Origin of the sequence: Longinema margulisiae, assembly GCF_025266855.1 — a bacterium.
Lineage (GTDB): Bacteria > Spirochaetota > Brevinematia > Brevinematales > Thermospiraceae > Thermospira.
On the sequence record NZ_CP053071.1, the window covers coordinates 815,166 to 832,973 of the forward strand.

17 protein-coding genes are annotated in these 17,808 nt (G+C 45.2%); 12 read left to right on the forward strand and 5 right to left on the reverse strand.

The features are described from left to right. Positions 1–257: 257 nt before the first annotated feature. From BREVNS_RS03720 to BREVNS_RS03730, 3 genes are all read left to right on the forward strand, one after another. Complete coding sequence (locus tag BREVNS_RS03720; RefSeq protein ID WP_483427713.1) at positions 258–1,613, forward strand: ammonium transporter; 1,356 nt, start codon at positions 258–260, stop codon at positions 1,611–1,613. An 11-nt stretch (positions 1,614–1,624) separates the two neighbouring features. After that, positions 1,625–1,966, forward strand: a complete 342-nt coding sequence (locus BREVNS_RS03725; protein WP_483427714.1) for a P-II family nitrogen regulator — start codon at positions 1,625–1,627, stop codon at positions 1,964–1,966. A gap of 559 nt (positions 1,967–2,525) precedes the next feature. Next, the gene (locus tag BREVNS_RS03730) at positions 2,526–4,325 is read left to right on the forward strand and encodes a hypothetical protein (RefSeq protein WP_483427715.1); all 1,800 of its coding nucleotides are present in this window, start codon (positions 2,526–2,528) and stop codon (positions 4,323–4,325) included. An 88-nt stretch (positions 4,326–4,413) separates the two neighbouring features. Here BREVNS_RS03730 and BREVNS_RS03735 read toward each other — a convergent pair whose 3' ends face one another. Both BREVNS_RS03735 and BREVNS_RS03740 read right to left on the reverse strand, forming a co-directional pair. Beyond that, a complete protein-coding gene (locus tag BREVNS_RS03735; protein ID WP_483427716.1) occupies positions 4,414–4,755 on the reverse strand; it encodes an SH3 domain-containing protein in 342 nt (113 codons plus the stop codon). Between the two features lie 364 nt (positions 4,756–5,119). Continuing rightward, positions 5,120–6,043 (reverse strand): flagellar filament outer layer protein FlaA, encoded by a 924-nt coding sequence (locus BREVNS_RS03740; RefSeq protein WP_483427717.1) that lies wholly within the window; start codon positions 6,041–6,043, stop codon positions 5,120–5,122. Between the two features lie 434 nt (positions 6,044–6,477). Between BREVNS_RS03740 and BREVNS_RS03745 the strand changes: the two genes are divergently transcribed. The 8 genes from BREVNS_RS03745 to BREVNS_RS03780 all read left to right on the forward strand — a co-directional run bounded on the left by BREVNS_RS03745 (position 6,478) and on the right by BREVNS_RS03780 (position 14,244). Further along, entirely contained in the window at positions 6,478–7,071 is a 594-nt protein-coding gene (locus BREVNS_RS03745) for a radical SAM protein (protein ID WP_483427718.1), read from the forward strand. A gap of 39 nt (positions 7,072–7,110) precedes the next feature. After that, positions 7,111–8,409, forward strand: a complete 1,299-nt coding sequence (locus BREVNS_RS03750; protein WP_483427719.1) for an MATE family efflux transporter — start codon at positions 7,111–7,113, stop codon at positions 8,407–8,409. A 109-nt stretch (positions 8,410–8,518) separates the two neighbouring features. After that, on the forward strand, positions 8,519–10,228 hold the full coding sequence (gene ilvB / locus BREVNS_RS03755) for a biosynthetic-type acetolactate synthase large subunit (protein WP_483427720.1): 1,710 nt from the start codon (positions 8,519–8,521) through the stop codon (positions 10,226–10,228). Beyond that, positions 10,228–10,701, forward strand: coding sequence for an acetolactate synthase small subunit (gene ilvN, locus BREVNS_RS03760; protein WP_483427721.1), 474 nt, complete (start codon positions 10,228–10,230; stop codon positions 10,699–10,701). Before ilvB ends, ilvN begins: the two co-directional genes overlap by 1 nt. A gap of 33 nt (positions 10,702–10,734) precedes the next feature. Further along, positions 10,735–11,751 (forward strand): ketol-acid reductoisomerase, encoded by a 1,017-nt coding sequence (gene ilvC / locus BREVNS_RS03765; RefSeq protein ID WP_483427722.1) that lies wholly within the window; start codon positions 10,735–10,737, stop codon positions 11,749–11,751. A 108-nt stretch (positions 11,752–11,859) separates the two neighbouring features. Continuing rightward, the gene (locus BREVNS_RS03770) at positions 11,860–12,528 is read left to right on the forward strand and encodes a hypothetical protein (protein ID WP_483427723.1); all 669 of its coding nucleotides are present in this window, start codon (positions 11,860–11,862) and stop codon (positions 12,526–12,528) included. Then, positions 12,494–13,420: a DNA polymerase III subunit delta gene (holA, locus tag BREVNS_RS03775; RefSeq protein WP_483427724.1), complete on the forward strand. Its 927-nt coding sequence runs from the start codon at positions 12,494–12,496 to the stop codon at positions 13,418–13,420. The genes BREVNS_RS03770 and holA overlap by 35 nt, the downstream gene beginning before the upstream one ends. Next, on the forward strand, positions 13,420–14,244 hold the full coding sequence (locus BREVNS_RS03780) for a TrmH family RNA methyltransferase (RefSeq protein WP_483427725.1): 825 nt from the start codon (positions 13,420–13,422) through the stop codon (positions 14,242–14,244). Before holA ends, BREVNS_RS03780 begins: the two co-directional genes overlap by 1 nt. On the opposite strand, the gene BREVNS_RS03785 is transcribed toward BREVNS_RS03780, so the two are convergent. From BREVNS_RS03785 to BREVNS_RS03795, 3 genes are all read right to left on the reverse strand, one after another. Then, positions 14,165–14,773, reverse strand: a complete 609-nt coding sequence (locus tag BREVNS_RS03785; protein WP_483427726.1) for a hypothetical protein — start codon at positions 14,771–14,773, stop codon at positions 14,165–14,167. The genes BREVNS_RS03780 and BREVNS_RS03785 overlap by 80 nt on opposite strands. A gap of 9 nt (positions 14,774–14,782) precedes the next feature. Next, a complete protein-coding gene (locus tag BREVNS_RS03790) occupies positions 14,783–15,730 on the reverse strand; it encodes a DUF4340 domain-containing protein (protein WP_483427727.1) in 948 nt (315 codons plus the stop codon). Between the two features lie 67 nt (positions 15,731–15,797). Next, the gene (locus BREVNS_RS03795) at positions 15,798–16,490 is read right to left on the reverse strand and encodes a hypothetical protein (protein ID WP_483427728.1); all 693 of its coding nucleotides are present in this window, start codon (positions 16,488–16,490) and stop codon (positions 15,798–15,800) included. A 109-nt stretch (positions 16,491–16,599) separates the two neighbouring features. Between BREVNS_RS03795 and BREVNS_RS03800 the strand changes: the two genes are divergently transcribed. Further along, positions 16,600–17,073: a hypothetical protein gene (locus tag BREVNS_RS03800; protein WP_483427729.1), complete on the forward strand. Its 474-nt coding sequence runs from the start codon at positions 16,600–16,602 to the stop codon at positions 17,071–17,073. Positions 17,074–17,808: the final 735 nt, after the last annotated feature.

Consider the following 17,808-nt stretch of genomic DNA (forward strand, 5'->3'; position numbering starts at 1 on the left):
ACAGAAAAACCGGCATGCGAATTTTTTCTTGGTTTTTTTTCTTTTTTTGATGGTTTCTTTTTCTTGGTAAGAAAGAGAATTTTTCTTTTCTTGATTTTCTATTTTCTTGAAATGATTGAACTTATAAAAAGTTTAACAGGAAATACTTTTTCTGGTGTCATTGTGAAAAGGGTTTTTGAGATGATTTTTTATCTCTCTGGAGGGTCTGGCACACTTCTTGCCCAATAAATAGGCAAAACCAGAAAAGGAGGAAAGCCATGAAACGATGGTTTTGGGTGGCTACAGGTATTTTTGTGGCGTCTTCAGCTTTGTTTGCGCAGGAAAGTGCTGAGATGACCAAAACGCTTTCTGTAGCCCTTGATACGGTATGGGTGCTTCTCACCGGGCTTCTTGTGTTTTTTATGAACACAGGGTTTGCCATGGTGGAGGCTGGATTGGCACGGGCCAAAAACACGGTGAATATTTTGGCAAAGAATTTCATCGTGTTTGCTTTGGCCTCTCTGGCGTACTGGGTGATTGGATGGGGTCTCATGTTTGGCGATGGGAATGGATTCATGGGACTGACCAATCTCTTCTTTGCCAATGGTGGTGTTGATGAAGGGTACAGCGCGATCAGCTGGACACAGGTTCCTTTCTGGGCCAAGTTTTTCTTCCAGCTTGTGTTTGCTGGGACGGCGGCCACGATTGTGTCTGGAGCTGTGGCTGAAAGGATCAAGTTTCTCTCCTTTCTTGTGTTCTCTTTGATCTTAGTGGCCTTTGTGTATCCTATCGTTGGACACTGGATATGGGGTGGCGGATGGCTTCAGCAATTGGGCATGTGGGATTTTGCTGGTTCTACCGTTGTCCACTCGGTAGGAGGATGGGCTGCGCTTGCTGGGGTACTTCTGCTTGGACCTCGTACGGGAAAATACCGTGCCGATGGGAGTATCCAGCCCATTATGGGGCATAACCTCTCGCTTGTGACGTTGGGCGGGCTTATTCTCTGGTTTGGTTGGTTCGGGTTCAACCCGGGTTCTACCATGGGTGTTGGAGATGGAAAGGCCATTGCGCATATTTTTGTGACGACAAATACGGCGGCTATTATGGCTATTTTGAGTGCCACGATAACCTCCTGGATTATCCAAGGCAAGCCAGATCTCACCATGCTTGTAAACGGTGCCTTGGCAGGTCTGGTCGCTATTACCGCTGGTTGTGCCTTTGTGAGTGTGCCGTCTGCAGCCATCATAGGGCTTGTGGCTGGTGTGCTGGTGGTGTTGAGTGTTATCACCTTTGATAAGCTCCGTATTGATGACCCTGTTGGCGCTCTCTCGGTACACCTTGTGAATGGAGTTTTCGAAACAATTGCCGTCGGGCTTTTTGCCGAGAATGGGATCACAGGGGCTGAAACAGGAAACGGGCTTTTCTTTGGTGGTGGAATGACACTCCTTCTTCACCAGATCCTTGGGGTCTTGATGGTAGGGGCTTTTGTGTTCACGGTTGCCCTTGTTGTCTGGGCTATTCTCCACAAGACCGTGGGTATTCGGGTGAGTCGTGAGGAAGAACTCATCGGGCTTGATCTGGGTGAACACGGGCAAGAAGCCTACCCTGATTTCCAGGGATTCCTCACAAAGTAAAGGAGGTTTGTATGAAGTGGATTATAGCTATCATTCGACCGGAAAAACTCACCGATGTGAAACAGGCCCTGGCCAATGCGGGTGTAGGCAAGATGACGGTTACCAATGTGATTGGCTGTGGACAGCAAGGTGGTTATACGGAGACGTATCGTGGTGTGGAAACGGAAATTAACCTCATCAAAAAGGTGAAGCTCGAGATTGCAGTAAACGATAACTTTGTGGACATCACGATTCGTACCATTATGGACACGGCCTTCACCGGCAAGATTGGTGATGGAAAGATCTTTGTTCTCCCTCTGGAACGGTGTATCAGGGTCCGTACAGAGGAGGAGGGACCTGAGGCTATAGGATAATTTTGCTGGAGAATCATTGGAAGAGCCACCCAGAAGAGGCTGGGTGGCTTTTTTGTTGGGGGAGGGGATTTATATGCTATCCCCTTTATTCAAACATTCTTTTTCTAACTTCTTTATATAAAATAAATTATCGAGACCCTTGCACGGATGTTTTCTTTGCCTGTCTGGGTCAGGGGCTACGCCCCTGAAACCCCGATTTTTCTGTTTACAAGGGCCGGTTTGTCTTTTTTATTCAAAAAAATTGGTTTATTTATTACAGCACGGAATATTTTGATACTAATTTTTGTTTCTTTATTACTTTTTTGAGACCTTTGCACATTCGTGCAAAGGTCTCTTTAGTGTGCTTTTTTATTCATTCTGAGAGAAAATCTTTTTGTTTTGAGGTTCTCATTTCTCTTTGTCCCCCTTTTTTGAGCTTATGAGGGGGATTTTTTCTTCTTTTGCCCAAGGGCAAAGGTTATTCTCACGGATGCAGGGCATCTCTTTGATTTTCCATAAAATATACTTTATAATACTACGTAAACAAAAAATATCTTAAAAAAACCACAAGGAGCAGACCATGGATCTTCTTTTCCTTCGTAGTTTTTGGGGCCTCTGGTATTTGACCTTTCTTTCTGGTTTTGTAATCCTGAGAATCTCTCGTTATAGATCCTCTCTCATGTATGAAATGGCTGGCAGTTTAGGCATAAGTTTACTCATCAACTACACCATTGTCTTCTTGGGAACTCTCTTTCATATACCTCTTGGAGTTCTCCTCTGGAGTACTTCCTTTCTATTTTTAGGAATATTTTTCTGGATACTCTCTAAAGAAACCCCGGCAGAAAGAAAACAAAGCCTCTGGACTACCCTTGCCTCCTTAGGAATGCTTCTTTTTCTCTGGTTCCTCAATCAATTTGTCGCTAAATCCGGAAGTATACCATGGGCAGGAGACGATATCTTAGGTTGGAATAGTTGGGCTATGGCATGGTACCAGCAGAAAGGAATTTTTGCTCAACAAAACTTTTATCCTCAAATGCTTCCCATCATGTGGGCTACCTCGTATGTCTTCAGTGGAACAAGCGAAATCTTCTTTTTTTCAAGAAGCCTCATGCCGTATTTCTTCTTTGGTATTTTTATTATGGGATTGGCCATCTTCTGGATGGAAAGAAAGATAACCACTTTGTTTGGACTTCTCAGTTTAGGATGGCTTTTTGTATTGTGGCGACACTTCCCCCGCATGACCATGGGAATTGCCGATATCCCGGCAGCGTTTTTTGCCTTTGCTTCGTTTGGATTTTTCCTGGAATACCAAAAAACAAAAAAGGTATCCCCTTTCTTCATCAGCCTTTTGCTTGCGGTAGCCAGTAGTCTTACCAAACAATATGGGGTTCTTTACTTAGCTGGATGGGGACTTCTCTGTATTATAGAAATCCTTAAGTCCCCCTCACTTCTCAAGCAAAAAGGCTTCTGGATTGTCACAGCTTTCGCTCTTCTTTTATTTGCCATGTGGTATGGGTATGGATTCTTTGCGCAGGGATATCATCGCTCTTTTTCAAAACTGTTTACGGTGGGGTCTTTTCAGGCTTACAGCAGCAATCCTCTCGTTTCTCAAGAATCTACCTCCATCACCAAAAATCTTGAAAATGGGCTTTTTTTCCTTTCTCAGCAATTCAAACATCCTGTGGTTTTCTTTTTCATGGTACTTCTCTGGATAACAGGAATGTTCGTTCATCCCTTTGGATGGGTGGCACTTTTTATTACTGTGCCCGCTTTTGTCTTCTGGAGTGAACTCATCGCCTACGACATACGAAACTTCTCCATAGGGATTGTCTTTTTTCTCTATCAAGCAGGAATTGGGATAGGATGGGCAACAAAAAAAATCATCTCCTTTCTGCCAGCAAAAAACCAGAAAAAATCCTTCTTCTCCTCTTTTAACAAGACCCTCGCTTTCAGCCATCGCTTTCTCATCCCTTCAGGAGTGGTGGTTTTCATGTTCATTGTTGGCTGCTCTTTATTCTTTTCTCATCAATATCTCTCGCAGGAACAAAATCGCCGCATGAAAAAATACGTCGGAAATCATCGAGAAGTCAATGCTATGCTCTATGAGTACCTTGAAAAAAAGCCATCAGCTGTGGTATATACCGATTATCCTTTTGCTCGTTTTATGCCCGATATTCATCATCTGCAGGGTTCTTTTACCAATCTCGCTGAAATCCAGAAGGCCATTGCCAATCATCATGATCTGGTATTTCTCATCATCTCCTCAAATGGCTTCCCTCCTTCTCGTTTTTCTCCAGAAGTGGAAACATTTTTCCGCACAAATTCTCGTCTCAAAAAGGTCATGGATGTGGGCACGGGAATGCTGGTGGAAAAAAAGTAAGAACATACAAAGCTCTCTCCTTTGATCAAAGGAGAGAATTTTATGTAGGAGAGAGCAGTCCCCACCGGCTGAAACAGGGAAATAGCCCCTACCTCCCCACCTCCCTCAGATACGCATCAAACACCCAGCCAAGCACTGGTGTCCCTTTCTCCGTACGCCTCCCCGTATCCACAAACACCCATCGCCCCCTTTTGCCGTCTATCTCCATCTCCTCATCCCTATGCCTCAAAATCACCACCTCCTCCCCACGCTTGAGCCTTTCAATAATCTCCTCCTCATTGTACCCCGCATAGTACTTCATCTTCGGGATACGCCTCACCCGCAAAACTTCCGCCGTCACCACAGCCCTCACCGGCCGAAAACTTTCCACCAGAGACTCATCCGTCACACGAACCAAATTCGTGTTCGAAAGATGCTCGTACACCACCACATCCCACACCCGCCGATTGGTCTCAAATAGAAGGAGATTTTTGATTTAGGTTTGAGACCCTTGCACGGGTGTTTTCTTCCCCTGTTTGGGTCAGGGGCTGCGCCCGTCTCCCCCGTTTTTTCTGTTACAAGGGCTTATTTGTCTTTTTTATTCAAAAAAATAGGATTATTGATTACGAGAAGAAATATTTTTATACTATTTTTTGTTTTCTTATTACTTTTTCGAGACCTTCGCACATTCGTGCAAAGGTCTCGAAATCTTTATTTTCTTTCAAGTTTTGAACTTTGTCCAAAAAAGAGAGGCCACCTGCGGGAAACAGGTGGCCTAGGGAGGGGGAAGCTTTTATAGGAGGTTTCTTGGAGGGCTATTTGTCTACCACAGGATCTTTCTGAAGTTGCATGCGATATTTCTCCTGCTGATAGAGGTAGAGGTTCTCTACAAGCCGCATTTCTTCTATGCGTTGTCGGCGTTTTGCTCTGGTGGTAATAATCTGCCACACCTCTTCGTCGTTGATATCTTCCACCACATCGCTATCAACAATGTAGGGCGTGTATTCCATATCAATCGACTTGATATAGGTCACAAAGTCTCCCCCGATCTGATCAGCATACCGGTAGATAATAATCGCATCAAGCACAAGATACGGTACATCTTTTGGATAGAGTGGTTCACGACGAAGTACCTTGGCATTGAACTTCTCAGAAAAGTTGGGGTTCACATACATAAGCTTTCTCCATCCCTCGAAGTTCAGCCAGCCCACGAAAAACTCCTGATAATTTTCGTTTTTGTCTCTGAAACGAACACTTGCCCCATACGGATAGTTTCTTCCACTTACCCACATAGACACAGAACGCACCTCAGAAACATTGGGCATCACGCCATTGGAGATATTCATATAGCGCCCTTCATCGTCATAGATCTTGATAGGGAAAGGAGGTTGAATGAGGGCATTGGCATTATTCTTCCAGGTGGGAAAATGGATACGGGCCCCAAGTACAGTCCCGAATCGCTTACTTTCGACGGGTTTACAGTAGCTTTGAAAACGATTCTGGTCCATATTTGCCGACTCATTGAGTTTAATGGTCCAGTTTTCGAGGAGAAAATCCTTATATCCAAACTTGATGTAGGGTTGACCATCAATATTGGTAATATAGCTTTCTTCTGGTCCTTCAAACTGGAGTTTGATACGTTGATCATATTCGGAGAAATCAATCACATTGCGACTGATAACTCCGTAGGCGCTTACTCCAAGAATAAACCCAATAAGAACTGCTGCTATTCTCCTCATAACCCACTCCTTTGTGTTGTTACACCAGAAAAATCGGAAGAAATTCAAAAAGCCTTATATTTTCAGGGGGTGTTTTTTGAGGATTTTTTTGAAAAGGCTCAAAAGAGGGCAAAGATCTCATCTTATTTCGACCAGCATGCTCTTTGCTGAAACAATGTAATAACCATAGTTTTTATACTTCATAGAGGGGCGACATTTCTCTTGAATCACGAGAAGAGTCGGAAGAGACCTTGACAAAAAAAAATACCCCATTATAATAACACGACTCATGAGTCAAAAAAATACTCATACAGGAGGCCAAGAATGGTGAAAAGAAAAAAAGTGGTTAAGGTAGTTATCGGAAAAGAAAACTGTATGACTTCTGGTAGATACAAGTAAAAACAAAAAACCACCGGTGGTTTAATTCTGGAGTAAATAAGGAGAAAATACAGTATATGTCTATATATGTTAATGTAGAAGATTTGTGTTATGAATCTGTGTTTCGTTCCTGCCAAATAGAAATCACGGGAAAATGTAATTTTCATTGCAAGCATTGTCGCGCGGCAGAAGATCCCTGCTCTCATATGGAGGAGGCCGTGTTTAAAAAAGCACTTGAATTTGCAGACCCCCAAGATGATTCATTTATTCTTGTTGTTTCTGGTGGAGAACCTTTTCTTCATCCGCTTTTGCCAAAATTACTTCATATAGCTTCTGTAGATTTCGGAATAAAACGTATATGTGTAACGACAAATGGGTCTTGTTATGAAAAAAACCTTCTTGAGACAATAAAAGAAACGAGACCCTTGCACGGATGTTTTCTTCCCCTGTTTGGGTCAGGGGCTACGCCCCTGAAACCCCGCTTTTTCCATTTACAAGGGTTTATTTGTCTTTTTTTGTTCAAAGGAATAGTTTTATTTATTACGTTAAGGAACATTTTTATACTATTTTTTGTTTTTTACTACTTTTTTGAGACCTTTGCACATTCGTGCAAAGGTCTCAAAACGATTATGCGGAGGTTGCAGAGCAAGGGCTTTTGCTTCTTCGGGTGATCTTTTGGGAGAAGATCCTCTATGCTGGAGGTGAAGTGAATGAATCGAACTCTCTATTTCTTAAAGGTAGTTTCTGGTTTTTTCCTGAGTTATATCCTGGCGCGTTTAATGGAACAAACAGATATTATAATGGTTGGTTTTTTTGGAGAAAAGGCTATGGCTGCGTTTTCCATTCCCCAGAATATAATGTTTATTGATAGTTTTGTTGCTCTTTTGGTGACACCTTTTATTACCCTCTATCTTTCTCGCTCCAAATCTAAAGGAAAAGTTCAAGATATCTTTTGTTTTGTAGTGATTCTCTCACTCGCTCTCACTGTATTGGGACTTGTGGTTTATCCCCTTCTCTATGCAGGATATCATGTCGAGTCTTCAGTAAAAAAACTCGGGGGACAATTTCTTTTTCTCATGACGATGTCTATATTTCCTCGTTTTGTTCTCTTTGGAGAAGAACTCATTCTCTATAGTCGGGGGAAAACAAAACGGGTCTTGATGAATAATGTTATTCTTTTCCTGGTGAATATCCCCTTGAACTGGATATGTATGTTCTGGTTATCCATGGGGGCTATAGGAAACTACGTTTCGACGGTTATTCTCTACACTCTGGGGGCTATTGACCTTTTTTTCGTGTTGGAAAAGCCATCTCTTTTCCCCTTGAAAGAAAGACTCAAAAGAATAGTGCTCTGGTTAAGGCACTACCAATTTTCCTGGGGGTGGGAGTTCTTCCGCACGCTTTCAGAGAAAGTTCTACCTCTTGTTATGCTCTGGGTAATCACGGTGTTTTTTCAGAAATCATGGATGTTAGCCCTCTATGCTATTGTTATGGGATGGAAGGCTCTTTTTTCTATGTTTCCTGTGGCTATTCTGAGAGCCACGCCCATTGTGCTCAATCATTTGTATAGGAAAAACGAGTCTTTGACACAAGAAAATCTCTCACCTTTTTTGTTTCTGAAGACCGCTCTGGGATGGAGTGTGGTGGGAGCGGGAGTTTTTGGAGCTATTTCCTTTCTGGGAAGAGAGTGGCTTTTTCAGGTATATCATCTGGTGGGACAGGATCTCCAAAAAGGATTTTCCCTTTTTCTTCTTTTCTGGATTCCTCTTTTCGCTCTCATGACCTTCAATGCCTTTGGGATAGGAATAGTGTATTCTGAGGAGAATTTACGCCATTTTGCTATTGTAGACATTGTAGGAGATTGGATTTTCTTTCTCCCTCTTTTTGTGGTGGGAGCCTGGCAAAAGAATGTCTTACTTCTGTGGGGATCTTTCTGTATAAAGGAACTTTGGTTGTGCTTTTCTTTGCCTTTTGGATACAGGAAAAAAACAAAAAATTTTCTATCTTGAAGAGCCATCTGAAACCACAACAGAGACAAGAGGCCAAAACCTCAAAAACTTGACTATTTTCGGTTTTTGCATTTTAATAATAGTACTTGAAAAAGGTGGAGGTGAAAAAGTGACGCTATCTGGTGCAAAGATTTTAGTTGAATGTTTGAAACGAGAGGGTGTGGAGGTAATTTTTGGCTATCCCGGTGGGGTAGTAATCCCTCTTTTTGATGTTCTCTACGAAGAGAAAGACATCAAACTCATCCACGTGCGTCATGAACAGGGGGCTGCTCACGCCGCAGATGGGTATGCCAGAGCCTCCGGCAAAGTGGGCGTCTGCTTGGCCACCAGTGGCCCTGGAGCCACCAACTTAGTGACGGGGATTGCTACTGCCTATATGGATTCCATCCCCATGGTGGCTATTACTGGACAGGTGGCTACCTCCATGATAGGAAGCGATGCCTTTCAGGAGGTGGATATCACTGGTATCACCCGACCTATCACCAAGCACAATTTCCTTGTGAAAGATGTCAATGACCTTGCTCGTATTGTGCGGGAGGCTTTTTATATTGCCAGTACAGGCAGACCAGGACCTGTTCTCATCGATGTTCCCAAGGATGTTCTCACAACGAAAACCGAATTTATCTGGCCAGAGAAGGTGGAACTTCGGAGCTACAAGCCCTTTTTCAAGGTCAATCAGGGCCAGATCAAGAAGGCCATCGAACTTTTAGAAAAGGCTCAAAGACCGGTAATATACTACGGAGGAGGTGTCATCGCAGGAAATGCCGGGGATCTTCTCACCGAATTTGCACGAAAACACAAGATTCCTGTCACCTCCACCCTTTTGGGTCTCGGGGGGTATCCTGCCGAGACAAGTGATCCCCTCTATCTTGGTATGCTTGGCATGCATGGAACAGTTTATGCCAACTATGCCATCTATCATTCCGATCTTATTTTAGCCATTGGAGCTCGCTTTGATGATAGAGTCACAGGCAAGATCGATGAATTTGCTCCAGGGGCCAAGATTATCCACATCGATATCGACCCTTCTTCGATCAGCAAAAACGTTGTGGTTCATGTTCCCATTGTAGGCGATGTGAAAGATGCTCTCACCGAACTTCTCAAATATGATTTCCACGTTCATACCGATGCGTGGCTCAAACAGATTGAGGAATGGAAGAAGGCTAATCCACTCACCTATCAGCAAAGTTCGCAGGTTATCAAGCCCCAGTATGTGATAGAGACTCTGTCCCGTCTCACCAAGGGAAAGGCTATCATCTCCACCGAAGTGGGACAGCATCAGATGTGGGTTGCTCAGTACTATGGCTTTACCAAACCACGGACACTTTTGAGTTCGGGTGGGCTTGGTACCATGGGGTTTGGTTTTCCGGCAGGGATAGGGGCTCAGGTGGCCCGTCCTTCCATGCAAACCATCGTTGTGGCTGGAGACGGCTCTCTCCAGATGAACATCCAGGAAATGGCCACAGCCAGATATTATGATATCCCTGTCAAGGTTATCGTCCTTAATAATACCTATCTCGGCATGGTACGCCAGTGGCAGGAACTCTTTTACAACAAGCGTTATTCTGCGGTGAAGTTAGCGAAAGTCACCTGTGACGGAAAGGAATGCTACTACCCTGACTTCGTGAAGGTGGCTGAAGCCTACGGCTGGTGGGCTTCTCGTGTCGTTGACCCTGCCGATGTGGAAAAAGCACTCAAAGACCTGCTTTCGCAGGAGGGGCCTGCTCTTTTAGATGTGGTAATCGAACAGGAGGAGAATGTCTTCCCCATGGTACCAGCAGGAGCCAATCTCACACAAATGATAGGAGGACTTGCCTGATGCAATACACACTTTCTGTTTTGGTTGAAAACCATTTCGGGGTGCTGGCAAGGATTGCCGGACTTTTTTCTGCCAGGGGATTCAATATTGTAAGCCTTTCTGTAGCAGAAACAGAAGACCCAACAGTTTCTGTGATGACTATCGTGGTGGATGGCGACAATCGGGTGGTAGATCAGGTCAAAAAGCAACTCAACAAGCTCATCGAGGTTATCAAGGTCAGGGATCTCACCGAAGAGGAATATGTAGAACGAGAACTCGCGCTCATCAAAGTCGGGGTCAATGCCACCAAAAGACGGGAGATTATAGAGATTGCTGATGTATTCAAGGGCAAGGTAGTGGACATCTCTCACACCACCATAACCATTGAGGTCACTGGTTCCGAGGAAAAAGTCGATGCTATCATTGAACTTCTCAAAAGCTATGGGATCATTGAGATGGCAAGAACAGGGAAGATTGCCCTTTTGCGTGGATAATAAAACGATAATTTCATAAGGAGGATAGACGCGATGAAGGTCTATTACGAAAAAGATGCCAAAATGGATGCCATCAAAGGCAAAAAAGTCGCCATTATCGGGTATGGCAGCCAGGGATACGCCCATTCAAATAACCTCCATGATTCCGGTGTGGAAGTAGTGGTTGGTCTTCGCAAGGGAAGCCCTTCCTGGAAAAAGGTGGAAGACGCCGGACTCAAAGCTATGGAAGTAGCTGAGGCCGCTGCCTGGGCTGATATCATCATGATGCTTCTCCCTGACGAACTCCAGGGGGATGTATATCGCCAGTCTATTGAGAAGAACCTGACCAAAGGCAAAATGCTCATGTTCGCCCATGGGTTCAATATCCACTTTGGCCAGATTGTTCCCCCTGCTGATGTAGATGTGGCTATGGTAGCCCCTAAGGGCCCAGGTCATATGGTGCGTGAGGAATACAAAAAGGGTGGTGGTGTTCCCTGTCTTGTCGCCGTCCATCAAAATGCGACAGGCAAGGCTCTTGAGATTGCCCTTGCCTATGCCAATGCCATTGGAGGAGCTCGTGCAGGGGTGATTGAAACCACCTTCAAGGATGAAACCGAAACCGACCTCTTCGGAGAACAGGCTGTGCTCTGTGGTGGTGTCACCAACCTCATGAGAGCCGGTTTTGAAGTACTTGTTGAGGCTGGATATCCACCTGAAATGGCCTACTTTGAATGTATCCATGAGATGAAACTCATTGTGGATCTCATTTATCAGGGTGGTTTCTCTGACATGCGCTATTCTATCTCCAATACCGCTGAATACGGGGATTATGTTTCCGGGCCTTATGTGATTGACGAAAGCGTCAAACAACGCATGAAAGAGGTTCTCCGCCGTATCCAGACAGGGGAATTTGCCCGCGACTGGATGCTGGAAAACAAAGTGAACAAACCCTCTTTCATGGCCAAGCGCACCATGTGGGCAGAACACCCTCTTGAAAAGGTGGGAGCCCAGCTCCGTGCTATGATGCCCTGGATCCAGAAGGGAAAAATCATTGACAAATCAAAGAACTAATCCCTTCTCCCCTATCATTTACGAAAAAGAAAAGGGGCCATCTGGCAGATGTCGGATGGCCCTTTTTGAAAATATCTCAGGGACGTCTCAAACCAAAAGGAGGAGAGAGTGACCTTTCTCAACCCCTTCTCTCTCACGAAGTTTCTGAAAATTTTCAAAAAGAAAACACCTCACTGGCTCTGGTGGTTCAGTTGGTGGGTGTGTCTGTGTGGGACAGGAATGCTTCTCATAGAAGGATGTATGCGACAGTCCCAGCCCACTGCCCCCTATGAAAGTCTTGTATGGACAAACGAGTGGCTCCAGCTCCGAAAAAGGGAACTTGCTCTTCCCCTGGAAATTCGCCGACTTGGGCTTTTTCTCACCATTCCCTCTTCTTTAGAGAATTGGAAAACCACTATTGAGGAGGCCTTAGCCCAAAACCTTCTCCGCTTTCATCGTGTCGTAGAAAAGGAACCCCCTGAAGCACGAATATATATTGAGATGCTTCCCATTCGTAGCCAGCTCATCAGCCCTGACAGAGCCATCTACGAAATCCGGGGAAGTTTCCGGATAGAGATTGGAGAGGTACCTTTTCGTTCCAATGTCGCTGTTTTTGACAGGGTGTACACCATCACAAACTATCCCGAGGACAGGGTGTATCTCTACCTCATCTCACGATGGACAAAGTATCTCTCAGAAGAGATTCATTATGGATGGAGCATCTCTCAGGACTTTTCTCACATACCACTTTTAGGAGGAACCAATGAAACGGATGTTTCTTTTCCATGGGCCCAATGAGGTTCTGAGACGCCATCGTGTAGAAGAAACCTTAGAAAGGTTCCCACAAAAAGACAAAGAAGTGGTGTATGTCCCTGAAAAAGACCCTGCTTCCTTTGAAAGTCATGCCCTTTCGGACTTTCTTTTCGCCGAGGGACAGATCTATCTTCTCAAAAACTGGGATGATCTCAAAGACAGTACCAGAGAAGAATGGGAAAAAACCCTCCTTTCTGTGGTTTCTTCCGATATACCCCATATCTTTATCCTCTCCACCTCGTCTGTGGGCAAAAAATTTCTCTCCGCTATAGCTAGTTTTGCCGAGATCGAGGAGTGCAAAACCCTCTACGGGCGTGATATCCAGGCCTTCATAAGACAGGAATTTCAAAAAAAGGGTTTTGTCGTAGAACCCACGGTGTATGAGTATCTTCTTGATATAAGCCATGAATCTTTAGAAGAGATAGATCGAATGATGGCCATCCTTGAAGAGGCCGCTTCCAAAACAAGAAAGATTTCCCTTGAACTCTGTCAGCAACTCCTTGCCCCTGCAGAAAACCATTCTATCTTTGATCTCATCCGGGGTATTTTCACCGCACAACCCAACCTCTCCCTTTCAGCCTTTCGAAGCCTCAGGCTTGAAGGGGAATCCCTGCAGCGGATCCTTGCCATGGTCTATCGCACCACAAAACTTCTCTGGAGTTATAAGACAAAGGGCAGTCTCTCCCTTGAAAAGTGGGCTGAAAAGGTTTCCATTTCCCTTTTTGAAGCACGACGTATCCAGGAATACGACCGGAAAATCTCCCAGAAGAGGCTCAGCGAATGGTTTGATCACATCGCTTACCTTGAAGAGCTCTCCAAAAGCACAAGAGAAGAGGTGGCAGAAGCCCTCTTTGAAGCCTTTTTGCTGGAGGGGTAATGAGATACACCTTTGAAAAACTCTCTGTTTCCCAGAAAATCAGAAAGATAGCCTCCATAGCCAGGGATGTCATCAAAGATCCCGCCAGGGCTTCCCTCTTCTGGGAATGTGTCCACTGGATACAAGAGGATCCGCATCCCAGGCTTCAGAGAGCCTTCAAAAACATTCGAGAAAGGCAGGAAAAACTCCTCGCCTCTCCCTCTGAATGGTACCACCTCTACCACGATCTTCTGGCTCTCAATCGGGAAACCGTAGGAGAAGAAGATTTTCTTGCCCCTGTCTTCGATAGAGAAGCCCCCCTCAAAAAATGGCCTGCAAAGGTGCTCCTCTGTGATATCCGTTCCCCTTTCAATGTGGGGAGTATCATACGAACAGCCGAGGCCTTTGGCTGGCAGGAAGTGGGTCTCTGTGGCATTACCCCGCCTGTTTCCCACCCCCGGGTCGCCAAAACAAGCATGCATGCCCATGAATGGCTGACTATCCACTCTTTTCCCTGTGCAGAGGATGGCATCCGTTTTTACAAAGAGCAGGGACACAGCATTGTCGCTCTTGAGGTTACCCCTTCCGCCCTTTCTCTCTGGGATTTCATCCCCACAGGTCCTTTCGTCCTGGTGGTTGGCAATGAAGAGTTTGGGCTCTCAGAGGAGACCCTTTCTCTTGTGGATACTACCCTCTCTATCCCTCTGTACGGACGAAAACTCTCCCTCAATGTGGCCAACGCCTTTGCTATTGCTTCAGCGGTTCTCACAGAGCGTCTGAGGAAGCAAGAACAGGAAAAAACTGAAACAGAAACATATCCCCATCCTTCGTCTTCGCCTCACTGATAAAAAGCCGAAAACGTCCCTTCTCTGAATACACCACAAAGAACCCTTCTTTTTCCTCTATGGCCCATTCCCGGAGAAAAGTGTACACGTTTTTCCCCAAAATGTCCATTTCAAAAAGCTCAAACGCCTTCTGATTCTGATAAAGCACCCTCTTAAAAAGACTACAGATGAGAAGAGGATGCTCCACTTCCCGAAGAATACCCTCAACCTTCGTAAGGGGAAACTCCTCCGGATGAAAATACCACCTGAGTTCAGGATACAGGATAATCCTATGTTCGTTTCTGTCCAAAAAAAGAAGGGGAATAGCAAGGTGAAAAGACGGCTCCTTCACAAAGAGAAACTCCTCTACCTGAGCAAAAGAAAGCCTTTGAATCAGCTTTTCCACCTCAAAAGGAGGCTTGCCCACCATCCTTTCCAGATCCCGCTTGAAGATAACCCCTTCATACTCTCCACCACGAAAAAGAACAAGCCCGTTCACATACGGCGCCTGATAAAAAAGCCCCAAAAGATTCTCCGCTGTCGAGAGCATATCCTCCCCTTATCGCCTGAATTGAGACGCCTGGGTAATCCACTTGGTACTCACCTCACTTTCCGAAACCACAAAGACCCCCTGCCGTTCAAAGGAATAGGCATAGAGAAACCCATCCTTGCCCTGAGACGATACCCAGAGACTATTGGTTCTGCCACTCCCTACAAAGATCACCCCATACCGGGGACGGGAAAGCCCATACCTCTGAAGAAGAAGTGGCTTTGTCTCTGTGGTGAGAAAATGGTCTGCCTGAAGAGGATAGAAGTCTAAAAGCATAGACTTCACAGAAAAATTGGTGAGAAGACGATTCTCCGGATAGACCATCTCCCATCCCTGGGTATTTGTCCGCAGTTCAACCGCCTTTGCCCCCTCATAGAAAAACACCACCCTCTCAAGGGCATCAAAAGGAATATCAAAAATATCAGGCCATCGATACGCCCCCTGATCCTGGACAAGATCCACAAGATTGAAGGTATATACCTGATAGTTGGTCTCCGTCTGATTGAGACGAACATAATAATAGTTTTGTCCCACACTCACAGAACCAATATCCATGACAAAGGCTTCCCCTCTGGTATTGCTGATGACAAAACGATAGAGATACGGAGAAAACCCATACTCACTCCAATTGGTCTCATGGGGAACCACAAAAGCCTGTTCACTCTTGATACGGCCAAGGTTGTCTAGGAGCCTGTGGAGAAGTTCAGGATGCGCCTTTTCCTCCACAGGAAAAACCATATACCACGTGGAATCCCTTCGCTCAAAAGCCGTGTACTCCATGGTATTGGTCCTGTTAAAGCTCCGGCTAATAAAAACCACCTCATCCTGCGACCATGGAAAAATCGTTGCCTGTATCTTCTCTGGTTTTTCCGATTTCTGCAAAACAAGATAGATTGCCCCCAAAAGGAGAAATACCACCAGCCATACCACAAGAGAAATACCCTTTTTCTTTGCCATTGTCGTCTCCTTGTATTTTCCTCTTCCAAAAAAGAGGGGGCTGAGAAACTCCCCAGCCCCCGTCATGTTATTTCTGCAGAGGAAGAGGGGAAAGCGGCGTCTGTGTTCCCATCACCTGCGTATTGCGCTTGATTGGATAGGCCTCACGAAGCTGCATCACATAACGAGCCGCCCATTCCTGGAGTTTACGATTGCCAAGTTCCTGCTGGATAAATTGTTTCATCTGAGAAGCAGGGATATTCATCTTGGAAAGCTGGGCTCTATTCTGGTCATAGAAGGCATTGATCTCCGCATCGGTAGGAAGAAAAACAGACGTATCAGCAGGGAGATGACTCTTGAGATAGAGTTGGTACACCGTCTGACGAAGAGATGCCTGAATGAGAAAGCGATTCTCAGGGGTATCAAAATTTTTGTCCTTGAGCGCCTCGATCATCACCACATACTGATTGATAAATTCCTCTAAAAGCTGGGCCTTGAGAGAAGGATTATTGAGAACCTGAGCACGCTGAGCAGCTGGCACCTGTGAAAGAAAAAGTTCAAGCCCCTTATCAAGGTCATCCTGCGTGATCGTGTATTCACCAACCTGAGCTACCCAATTGGAGGCTTTGGTTTTGGGAAGAGGATTGAACATCTCAAGTGGAATCGTCCCCTCATTCTTGGAGGAAAGGGTCTTCATAAGAAAAGCCCCTCCCACAAGACCAACCACAAGCCCGATAACAATACCAAGACCAAGACTGACACCTGAGGAAAGTTTTTGCATGATTTTCTCCTTGTGCTGATTTTTCAACGAAAAATTGTATCTAAAAAACCAAGAAAAATCAAGTTTTTTCTTTTTATGCCGATACATTCTTGTCGAAAAGGGAGGATGTATGCAAAAATCATGGTTTTTTGGTCTCTTGGTGATGGTATTACTTCTTGTATCACAGAACAAAGGACTGGACTATTCTGATCCTGTTCTCGTTGTCGATGCCGCGTGTATCTTTTTGATGAAGGGAGATTATGAGTATCTTCTGCTCCTCACAGAAGAGAATGAAAAAAAGAAAACCCTGATGATTCTCTCCAATCTTCAGAGTAATAAAAACGCCAAAGCCTGGCTCAAAGAAGAGATGGAAAAGTTAGGTGGCTATGAGATTGTCCAGGCCGAAATGTACACCAATGGGGCCGTTCAGTATGCGGTGGTCACTACCCGATGGCTCATCAAAAACACCGCGAAAGAGGTGAGTGAATTTGCAACCCCTGAAGAAAGGGCAAAAATCAAGCCCTCTATTGTGATGTCTGTCGATTACCTGCTCAAAAAGATCGACGGCAAGTGGAAGATTGTATCCACCAAAACAAGACAATAACGAGACCCCTGCAGGGGTTTTCTTCTCCTCTCTGGGTCAGGGGCTGCGCCCCTGAAACCCCGATTTTTCTGTTCACAAGGACTGGTTTGTCTTTTTTATTCAAAAAATCCAGGCGGTTTTTATCAATAGAGATATTTTTTGGCTAATTGTGCTTCTTTACAACTTTTTTGAGAGCATGTATCGTTCCACATATGAAACTGAATACCTATTTTCACATTTCTTATGAGTAGAGAAATAACACGAGAAAGCTCTGTTCCTTCAATCCCTTTTTTTTCTGTACCCCACTTCGACTTCGCTCAGTATCCACCGGGCCGCTTTTGCGGTCGTGTGTCTTTTGCCGCAAGGGGGAAGTCCTTCCGAAGTGAGGGTGCAGGAGGCACCCGGGGCGACATCGTATGTTGCTTTTTCCCGTAAGCCCACCGAAGCGTAGCCGCGGGGACCCCGCTTTGGCGGGGAATCGGCGAAGCAAGGTGGGCGCTATGCTTCCGAAGTCAGGAGGACAAGTTGATGTCGCCCACGGAGGAAGGACTTCCCCTGGAAGAAGAGGATGTTTTTCTCCTTGCCCGCAAAAGCGGCCCATTGTCCGTCCGAGGCGCATGCGTAGCATGCGACGAGGACAACGCCCCCTTTGCCCATACGGGAGTACTTTATGAAAGAAGAAAAATGGGTGACAAAAATAGCCCAAAACTGAAAAAGAAAAGATGGTCGAACAAGTATTTAGTTTTTGTGTGAAGA

Excerpts from the sequence above, each read along its gene's own strand:
- BREVNS_RS03730 (WP_483427715.1), top strand. The coding sequence starts at position 2,526 with ATGGATCTTCTTTTCCTTCGTAGTTTTTGGGGCCTCTGGTATTTGACC.
- BREVNS_RS03785 (WP_483427726.1), bottom strand. The coding sequence starts at position 14,773 with ATGCTCTCGACAGCGGAGAATCTTTTGGGGCTTTTTTATCAGGCGCCG.
- holA (WP_483427724.1), top strand. The coding sequence starts at position 12,494 with ATGAAACGGATGTTTCTTTTCCATGGGCCCAATGAGGTTCTGAGACGC.
- BREVNS_RS03795 (WP_483427728.1), bottom strand. The coding sequence starts at position 16,490 with ATGCAAAAACTTTCCTCAGGTGTCAGTCTTGGTCTTGGTATTGTTATC.
- BREVNS_RS03800 (WP_483427729.1), top strand. The coding sequence starts at position 16,600 with ATGCAAAAATCATGGTTTTTTGGTCTCTTGGTGATGGTATTACTTCTT.
- BREVNS_RS03790 (WP_483427727.1), bottom strand. The coding sequence starts at position 15,730 with ATGGCAAAGAAAAAGGGTATTTCTCTTGTGGTATGGCTGGTGGTATTT.
- BREVNS_RS03720 (WP_483427713.1), top strand. The coding sequence starts at position 258 with ATGAAACGATGGTTTTGGGTGGCTACAGGTATTTTTGTGGCGTCTTCA.
- BREVNS_RS03725 (WP_483427714.1), top strand. The coding sequence starts at position 1,625 with ATGAAGTGGATTATAGCTATCATTCGACCGGAAAAACTCACCGATGTG.
- ilvC (WP_483427722.1), top strand. The coding sequence starts at position 10,735 with ATGAAGGTCTATTACGAAAAAGATGCCAAAATGGATGCCATCAAAGGC.
- BREVNS_RS03740 (WP_483427717.1), bottom strand. The coding sequence starts at position 6,043 with ATGAGGAGAATAGCAGCAGTTCTTATTGGGTTTATTCTTGGAGTAAGC.
- BREVNS_RS03745 (WP_483427718.1), top strand. The coding sequence starts at position 6,478 with ATGTCTATATATGTTAATGTAGAAGATTTGTGTTATGAATCTGTGTTT.
- ilvN (WP_483427721.1), top strand. The coding sequence starts at position 10,228 with ATGCAATACACACTTTCTGTTTTGGTTGAAAACCATTTCGGGGTGCTG.
- BREVNS_RS03750 (WP_483427719.1), top strand. The coding sequence starts at position 7,111 with ATGAATCGAACTCTCTATTTCTTAAAGGTAGTTTCTGGTTTTTTCCTG.
- BREVNS_RS03780 (WP_483427725.1), top strand. The coding sequence starts at position 13,420 with ATGAGATACACCTTTGAAAAACTCTCTGTTTCCCAGAAAATCAGAAAG.